Source organism: Acidovorax sp. SRB_14 (genome assembly GCF_012932145.1).
Lineage (GTDB): Bacteria > Pseudomonadota > Gammaproteobacteria > Burkholderiales > Burkholderiaceae_C > Simplicispira.
Genome location: NZ_MWOK01000059.1, coordinates 1 through 275 on the forward strand (window position 1 = coordinate 1; position 275 = coordinate 275).

General features: G+C 78.9%; 1 pseudogene. It reads left to right on the forward strand.

The features are described 5' to 3' along the window. Positions 1–275 (forward strand): annotated as a pseudogene (locus tag B2J86_RS17975) (FAD-dependent cmnm(5)s(2)U34 oxidoreductase); the annotation flags it as partial.

The following is a 275-nucleotide window of genomic DNA, read 5'->3' on the forward strand; positions in this document are numbered from 1 at the left end:
CCAGCGGCGCCTCGGGCCTACCCGTGGGCGTGTTCGCGCCGCACCTCTCGCCCGACGACAACGTCTACTCGCGCGTCTCGCGCAGCGGCGTGCGCGCCATGCTGCAGCAGTCGCAGGCGCTCTTGCAGGACGGCGTGGACTGGCACCCCGGCGGCGTGCTGGAGCGCCGCCCCGGCGACAACCCCGGCCTGCCCAGCGGCTGGGAGGCGGGCCCCGGCGCCGACTGGAGCCGGCCGGCCAGCGCGCACACCCTGCAGGCGGCCGGCCTGCCCGCC